Origin of the sequence: Aquiflexum sp., assembly GCF_041749095.1 — a bacterium.
In the GTDB taxonomy this organism is placed as follows: domain Bacteria; phylum Bacteroidota; class Bacteroidia; order Cytophagales; family Cyclobacteriaceae; genus Aquiflexum.
Genome location: NZ_JBGTCA010000056.1, coordinates 1 through 7,969, shown reverse-complemented (window position 1 = coordinate 7,969; position 7,969 = coordinate 1). Strand labels below are relative to the sequence as shown.

General features: G+C 40.3%; 7 protein-coding genes. 1 reads left to right on the top strand and 6 read right to left on the bottom strand.

Annotated elements, in window-relative coordinates:
• Window positions 1-88: 88 nt before the first annotated feature.
• Together ACEW8O_RS03565 and ACEW8O_RS03560 are read right to left on the bottom strand one after the other, a co-directional pair.
• Window positions 89-289, bottom strand: a complete 201-nt coding sequence (locus tag ACEW8O_RS03565) for a helix-turn-helix transcriptional regulator (RefSeq protein ID WP_373493251.1) — start codon at window positions 287-289, stop codon at window positions 89-91.
• An 11-nt stretch (window positions 290-300) separates the two neighbouring features.
• The gene (locus ACEW8O_RS03560) at window positions 301-750 is read right to left on the bottom strand and encodes a hypothetical protein (protein WP_373493250.1); all 450 of its coding nucleotides are present in this window, start codon (window positions 748-750) and stop codon (window positions 301-303) included.
• Between the two features lie 234 nt (window positions 751-984).
• Here ACEW8O_RS03560 and proC point away from each other — a divergent pair, with 234 nt between their 5' ends.
• Entirely contained in the window at window positions 985-1,785 is an 801-nt protein-coding gene (gene proC / locus ACEW8O_RS03555; protein WP_373493249.1) for a pyrroline-5-carboxylate reductase, read from the top strand.
• 160 nt (window positions 1,786-1,945) lie between these two features.
• On the opposite strand, the gene hisA is transcribed toward proC, so the two are convergent.
• The 4 genes from hisA to ACEW8O_RS03535 all read right to left on the bottom strand — a co-directional run bounded on the left by hisA (window position 1,946) and on the right by ACEW8O_RS03535 (window position 7,436).
• On the bottom strand, window positions 1,946-2,665 hold the full coding sequence (gene hisA / locus ACEW8O_RS03550; RefSeq protein WP_373493248.1) for a 1-(5-phosphoribosyl)-5-[(5-phosphoribosylamino)methylideneamino]imidazole-4-carboxamide isomerase: 720 nt from the start codon (window positions 2,663-2,665) through the stop codon (window positions 1,946-1,948).
• A 322-nt stretch (window positions 2,666-2,987) separates the two neighbouring features.
• Entirely contained in the window at window positions 2,988-3,584 is a 597-nt protein-coding gene (gene hisH / locus ACEW8O_RS03545) for an imidazole glycerol phosphate synthase subunit HisH (protein WP_373493247.1), read from the bottom strand.
• 141 nt (window positions 3,585-3,725) lie between these two features.
• Window positions 3,726-4,508 carry a phenylalanine 4-monooxygenase gene (locus ACEW8O_RS03540; RefSeq protein ID WP_373493246.1) on the bottom strand — a complete coding sequence of 261 codons (783 nt, stop codon included), beginning with the start codon at window positions 4,506-4,508 and terminating at the stop codon, window positions 3,726-3,728.
• Window positions 4,509-4,979: 471 nt separating this feature from the next.
• The gene (locus ACEW8O_RS03535) at window positions 4,980-7,436 is read right to left on the bottom strand and encodes an ABC transporter permease (RefSeq protein WP_373493245.1); all 2,457 of its coding nucleotides are present in this window, start codon (window positions 7,434-7,436) and stop codon (window positions 4,980-4,982) included.
• Window positions 7,437-7,969: the final 533 nt, after the last annotated feature.

Genomic DNA, 7,969 nt, shown 5'->3' with positions numbered 1-7,969 from the left:
TTTGGCATTCAGTTTTTTGTTTTTAAAATGCCAAATATAACTTTTTATTGCTTGGGGAATGGGAAATTTTCGAAAAAAGTCAAAGAGTTCAATCCCCTTCCTCCAACTCAAAGATCTCATCAAGTTTTACCTGAAATACTTTGCAGATCTTGAGTGCAAGTACGGTGGATGGAACATATTTTCCGGATTCAATGGAATTGATAGTCTGCCGGGAAACCCCAGCCAATTCCGCCAAATCCTGTTGGGTCATGTCTTTCTTGGCACGTTCTACTTTAACAGTGTTTTTCATATCACCTCTAATTAGATCAATGAAAGTGAATTCTGCTGTCTATGCATCACCCACTTGAATCTGATGATGAATGCCAACTGAATTGAAAACAAGTTAAAACCCATGAATTGGAGATAACCTGTGCTATAAAAAACCAAAGTACCAATTACCACAAGCAGACTATAGACATAAAATGCTACAAGCAAGCTGTCCAACCTAAGCTTCTGAATGTATTCATCTTCTTGTTTCTCTTTCGAGAAAGCGATGAAAAACAAAGAGAGAAAAGTTCCTATAATGGAAAATTCATTGGTGAAATTTTCATTTTCTGAATCAATAAGGCCACCGACCCTGAATCCTTCCCAAGTCAGCCAATCAAATTCGTAGTTATAAAAGCTATTTAATACCAGCAGAAGGGCCAAAGGGAAAAACATAATCCATCCTATCATCTGAAATCTATGAGGCAATAATATTTTCGTCAACATGGTCTGTAGGATTTTAAAGTTCTTTTGATGCTTTCCAGATGTAAAGATATTTTTACCAAATGTAAAACAAACTTTACATTAAGTCAAAATATTTTTACAATTTTTTTATCTTTAGAGTCTGGCTCCAAACAATTTTAAAATTTTCCAATCTTCCAATCACTTCCACTTTCTCAATTTTCAATCAATAATTTTTACCTTTATCCAATTATAAGCACTCTTTGTTGAAAATTCATTATGCTCAAAAACATCAAAATTGCAATTATTGGTTGTGGTAACTTGGGTACCTCTATTGTCAATGGTTTATTAAAACAGGGTGATTTTTCCCCACAAAACCTTCATGTGACAAAAAGAAACCCAACCAACCTACTTTACCTTCAAGACCTTGGCGTAAGGGTTCACTCGGACAATATCATAGCTGCCAAAGAGTCTGACATTGTGATTTTGGGGGTTAAACCTTATAATGTCACGGCAGTCTTAAATGAAATTAAACCAGTACTTTCCCGAAAACAAGTTGTTGTTTCCCTAGCCACGGGAGTGACTCTTGAAGAAATGTTTGTTGTTCTGGAACCTGGAACCACGGCTTTTCGTGCCATGCCCAATATTGCTGCGGACATTCAGGAATCCATCACCTGTATCTGTGGAAAAAACACGGATGAAAATACTGAATCCCAAATCAAGGAACTGTTTAACAGCATAGGTTTCGCCATCACCATAGACGAAAACCTAATGGAAGCCGCCACCGTATTGGGTGCATGCGGAATTGCCTATGTATTGAGGTTTATGAGGGCGATGATCCAAGGGGGAATTCAGATAGGGTTTGATGCCAGAACAGCCAATCTGATTGTCAACCAAACAGTAAAGGGTGCTGCTGAACTGATGATCCAAAAAGGCATGCATCCTGAAGAGGCCATTGATAAAGTGACCACCCCTAAAGGCTGTACCATTGTAGGGTTAAACGAAATGGAGCATCATGGCTTTTCCGCAGCCATGGTAAAGGGTGTATTGGCATCTTATCAAAAGATCGAAAAAATATAATTTGATTATCCAGCTTTCTTGTCATTTAAGCACAATTCTTATTCAGATGTGACCGATGACCGATGAGCGATGTAACGGATAATAAAACCTATAATCATATATCTCATTAATTTTGTTTGGTACTGGCAAGTTTGGGTAAAAAAATAAAGCGTAATAATACCTATTCCTGAAACGAAGCCAAATCCTCCAAACTGATCCTTCCTTCATAATATGCTTTGCCGACTATCGTTCCAAAAACACCGATTTTTTGGAGGTCTTCGAGGTCTTTATAATTGGCGACTCCCCCACTTGCAATCAATTTAATTCCGGGTACCTCTTTCAAAATATCCACATACAAATCGATCGATGGCCCCTGAAGCAGACCGTCTTTGGCCACATCAGTACAGATGACATATTGGATTCCTTTGGCAAATTTTTCTTTGATAAAATCAATCAGGTCAACAGATGTAGTTTCCTCCCAACCTGAAATGGCGATTTTTCGGTCTTTGGCATCCGCTCCCAAAATAAACCTTTCGCCTTTATATTTTTTGACCCAAGAGTCAAACAGATCCGGGTTTTTGATCGCCACACTCCCTCCTGTCACCTGATGTGCACCAAGGTCAAATGCCAACTCAATGTCCTCATCTGATTGCACACCACCTCCAAAATCAATGTGCAGAGAGGTTCCTTGAGCGATGGTCTTCAGAACATCCCTGTTTACAATTTTCTTGGCCTTGGCACCATCAAGGTCCACCAAATGCAGCCTTTTGATACCTGCATCTTCAAAACGTTTGGCCATTTCCAATGGTGAATCATGGTATTCCTTTTTCTGACCGTAATCTCCTTGTGTCAGGCGGACACATTTGCCATTGATGATGTCTATTGCCGGGATGATTTGCATGGTTGGGTTGTAATTTGGTTGTTTAATAATGGCCGATGTTGGATGACCGATGACCGATGTTTGGGACGGAAGACGGAAGACCGAAGTTTTGGCTTAATTATATCGGAGGAGCTGCCTGATATTTTATTGCCGTTGATTCTTGCTTCTTACGTTTCTTCAGATGTCTCCTACCGTCGACATGACAAGGAGAAGTCTACTTGATAGTAAACACCTTTATTTATCAAATCATTGTGTTCTCTTGTTTCTTGATTCTTGACTCTTGTTTCTCGATTCTCGCTTCTTTTTTCTTGGCTCTTGGTTCTTGACTCTTGTTTCTAGAGTTTCACGTCTTAGAAAGAAAATTCTCCAAAATCCTCTCCCCTACTTTTCCGCTTTTCTCGGGATGGGCTTGCATGGCGTAGAAGTTGTCCCTGTGCATCAATGCTGCAAAGTCGTGGATATAGTGTGTTTGGGCAATGGTGAATTCGCTTGATTCGCAGTAGTAGCTATGGACATAATAGACATAAGAATCCTCATTCAATCCTTCCAACAATGGTGTTTTTAAGTCCATTAGATTGTTCCAGCCAACATGGGGGACTTTGAATTCCACGTATGATTCCGGTATAAACTTCTTGACTTTGACGGGAAAGACTCCAAGGCAAGGTGTGTCATTTTCCTCTGAATAATCACAAAGCAATTGCTGGCCCAGGCAAACTCCAAAAAAGGGCTGCTTGAGACTAGGGATCAATTTGTCCAGATTCTTTTCTTTGAGATACAGCATAGCTGTGCTAGCCTCACCCTGACCTGGAAAAATCACTTTGTCTGCTTTGGAAATAGTTTCAATGTCATCTGTCAAAACAGCATTGGCACCCAGCCTTTCCAAAGCAAAAAGGACTGATTGTACATTACCTGCATTGTATTTGATTACTGCTACTTTCATTCTAGATGTGAGACGTGAGACGTTAGATATGAGATGGGTAGGACTATTTAAAGAAACAAAGAGTAAAAGGAGTAGAGCAGACCCAATTTTTCAATTTTAAAATTTTCCAATCCGCCACGACGGACAAGTTCTTCCAATTTCTTACCCCTTCGCTGCCTCAGAGACCATTTCTTCCAATACCTCCTCGATTTCGGGTAAGGATTGGAAAAGCTGCTCGTAACTTTCAATCACGAAATATTTGTCCTGGAATTTGTCTTTCCAATAAGGTGTATTCAGGATTTTTCTAACGTTGTATTCAATGTGTTTAGGTTCATTGGAAAGACTGAATTTGGTCTCACCGGCTGAACTTAATATTCCGGCACCGTATATTTTGAGATCACCATCTTCTCTGATCAAACCAAATTCTATGGTGAACCAGTAAATCCTTGAAAGCAACTCAATCGCCCACTTATCATCAATAAACCTTAGTGCAATACCACTCAGGTTTTCAAGAAAATCAACATAAGGCTGATTGGTCAACATGGGCATGTGGGCAAATGCATCATGGAACATATCAGGCTCTTCTAGATAATCCAATTGCTCCATGGACCTCAACCAAGTGGAAGAACAAAAACGCTTATTGTTCATCAATCCGAAGAAAAGGTCATCATCAATCAAACCGGGAACCACATATATTGCCCAACCTGTACTTTTTGCCAACCTTTTGTTGACATCAGCAAAATCAGCAATCCGGTCAGCGGTGAAATTGATTTCTTTTATACCATCCAAATAAGCTTTGGAAGCTGCTTTTGGCAAATTGACTATCTGTCTCTCAAAGAGGATTTTCCATACCTTAAAGTCCTCCTCCGTGTAGGCATCATAATCCTGCCTCATCTTTTTTAATCTCGGGTCAGAAAAGACCCAGTCTTTGGGTTTATTTGTCATTTTTATATTTGGGCTTTTATTCTTGAGTGTAAATATAGTGAAGATTTGAGATGTGAGACGTGAGATGTGAGATTTGAGATGGAATAAACTGCAACGACAGGACCTCGAAGGTTTTTTCTAGACTAAACGTTGATTAATAAATAAAACTAAAAATCCATTAAGTTTTATTTTTACCACATAGTCCATTTACCACACATAGAAAATTTAAGATCCATTTTTAAGGAAAAAGATGGAAGCTGCACCAAAAACTATGTGATCTCTGATTCTATGTGGTAATTATTTTGCAAGACTTCAACTTCCCAAAATTTGAAATCATAGGTCGCAAACCTTTGAGGTCTTCCTCACCGCGAAGACAGGAACTTGAAGATTTTATTGAGGTTGATTGAAGGAAAGACCTTCGAGGTTTAAAAAAAATCCTCGAAGGTCACAAATCTTAAATCTAAAATCTTAAATCTTAAATCTTCCAACCCCCTACTCCCCCTTCAAAGAATCCACCGGATTAGTAGAAGCGGCCCGGAATGATTGAACCCCCATGACAGACCAGGCAATTAACATCACGATACCGATGGCGAATAGCACCGTCTCCCAACCCAATTCCACCTTGTATGAGTAATCTTCCAGCCATTTGCTCATCCCCCACCAGGCCAATGGCGAGGCAACAACAAATGCCACCAAGACCAACTTGGTAAACTCCTTGGACAGCAATAATACCAATGAACTTACCGAGGCTCCCAAAGCTTTTCTGATGCCGATCTCCTTCTTACGCTGCTCTGCGGTGAAAGCCGTCAAGGCAAACAATCCCATACAGGCTATAAATATCGCAAACCCCGTAAATGCCGCAAAGACCTTCCCTATCCTTGTCTCCGAAGCATACATGGATGCAAACCTCTCATCCAAAAATTCATACGTGAAGGGCTGTCCGGGTGCCAGGTCCTTCCACTTGTTTTCTACCAATTGGATTACTTCTTGGACATCTTGGGCCTTGAACTTAAATGAAGCAATACCTGATGGATTTGAATCCACAAGCAACATTACTGCTCCAATATTTTCCTTTAAGGATTCAAAGTGAAAATTCTCAACGACGCCGACCACTGTTTTGACCTCCAGGTCATCGGTATTCAATCCCGAAACATTATCCCCTGAAAATGATGTGATTTTCTGACCTATCGGATCTCCGTCAAAATTAAAGTTCCTAACAGCTGACTCGTTGATAATGACTGCTGATGAGTCAGATGGAATATCAAAAGAGAAATCCCTCCCCTGGATTATCTTCATTCCCAATGTTTTGACATAATCAAAATCTACCCTCCAGTTTTGGATAGATACCAAATTTTCCTGGTCTTGGATATCCCTGCCCATCACCCACCATGGGTTGTCCGACCTATTGGTGCCTGATACCGGTAGATACCCACTCAATGTCCCCATATCTATCAGTGAATTTCCCAAAACTTCCTGTTTGAAGGTTTGCTTTTGACCTCCCAAAGCATACATGTCATGCACCATGATAATCTGATCTTTGCTGAAACCCAAATTTTTATTTTGGATAAAGTTCATCTGTGAAAAAAGCACTATCGTGCAGAAAATCAGAACGATTGAGATGGAAAACTGAAATACTACCAAGGAACTTCTTACCACAGAACTTTTCATTCCATTGGAAATATCTCCTTTTAGTACTTTGGCCGGCTTAAAGCCTGAAAGGAAAAGCGCCGGATAGATTCCTGCAATCAGCCCAACAAGAATAGATCCAATAAGCATAAAAGTATAAAAACCTAACGAAGCAAAAGGGATGCTTAAATTTCTACCTGCCAAATCATTGAAAAATGGAAGCAAAAGAGAAGCTATAAATACCGCTAGGATAAAAGAAATGAAACTCATCAAAAAAGTCTCGGTCATAAATTGAAAAATCAATTCAGACCTGCCTGAACCCATGCTTTTGCGGACACCGACTTCCTTGGCACGGTTCGAGGATTTGGCGGTGGCCAAATTCATAAAGTTGATACAGGCAATCAACAGAATAAAAACTGCTATGGCCACAAACAAATACACATAGGTACTTGAAAAATTGGCCTTGAACTCTCCCAACAAGTCACTATACAAGTGTATATCCAACAAAGGTTGAAGGGCATAATCTACCTTATTGCCACTTTCTCTGAATTTTTCCAATGTAAAGTCTTCACCCATCACCTGCTTGAGGACAGGAGTCATATGCTTTTCTGTCATCGTAGCAATCTTTTGCTCCATTTCCTTTTGGTCAGCATTGGGATTTACAAGGATATAGGTCTGGAAATTATTTCCCAGCCAATGTCCGGACTTTGCTTCGGGCAATCCTTCTGCTGCGAGGAGAACATGAAAATCAAAATGGCTGTTTTCTGGAATATCTTCAAATATTCCGGTGATTTTATAGTCTGTTGAATTGTCCAAAACCAAACTTTGGCCTACCGCATTTTCACCCCTAAAAAACTTATCGGCCATATTCTGGCTGATGAGCATGGTGTTAGGTTCGTCCAAAGCTCCTTGCCTATTGCCCTGCACCAAAGGAATATCAAACACTTCCAAAAAATTCTTCCCTGCAAAGATCACATCAGTTTCTTTGATGTTTTCCTCATACCTTTTGATCAAAAAAGAACCACGTTGCCGGAAATGAACCGCAGCTTCCACTTCGGGGATTTCCTCCATCAAGGCATCGGCCATTGGTGCAGGTGCATAAGTCATCTTATAGGCATTGCCACCAAAGACAATATCAGATGTCACCCTATAAATACGTTCTGAATTTGGGAAATGCCTGTCATAACTCAGTTCATTGCGGACAAAAAGCGCAATGATCAGGCAAAGGGCAATGCCCAAAGACAATCCCAAAACATTGATAATGGATATGCTCTTGGTCTTCCAAAAGCTTCTCAGTGCGATTTTTAGGATGTTTTTTAGCATGGGTTTGGGGTTTGGTTTGGTTTGAAGGGTTGTGGTCTTGGTACAATGTATAATGTACCAAGACTGGACATCCCGAAAGGTTCAGGTCAAGATTAGGTTGTCGTTTCTTGTTTTTTTCTCCCCGATACTTGGGGAAGGCCTTGATTCTTGTGTATGTTAAATCCTAATTTAATTTGACATTTTCTAAAGTCTTTTATTGTCCAACCTCCCGATTCTCGTGATTGGATCATTGGCATATTTCGCCCTTTATTTAATAATCAATATCGTCCGTGCCTACGGCACTTTGGATACTTACTCTTTATCCTAATCCCGGCAATGAATTACCGGGCTAAGATATCGGTCATGCCTACGGCATTTGGTAAATTTTTCCCTTCTCGCCTCGTCTCTAGTCACTCTTGTTTCTTGTCTCTTGTTTCTTGGTTCTCAGATATACTACGGGACAAGCTTTGATTCTTATTTTACCACCTCTCGGCTCTCGCTTCTAGTCTCTCGGTTCTCTCTTGGCTCTTGGTTCCCCGATACTCGGGGCAGGC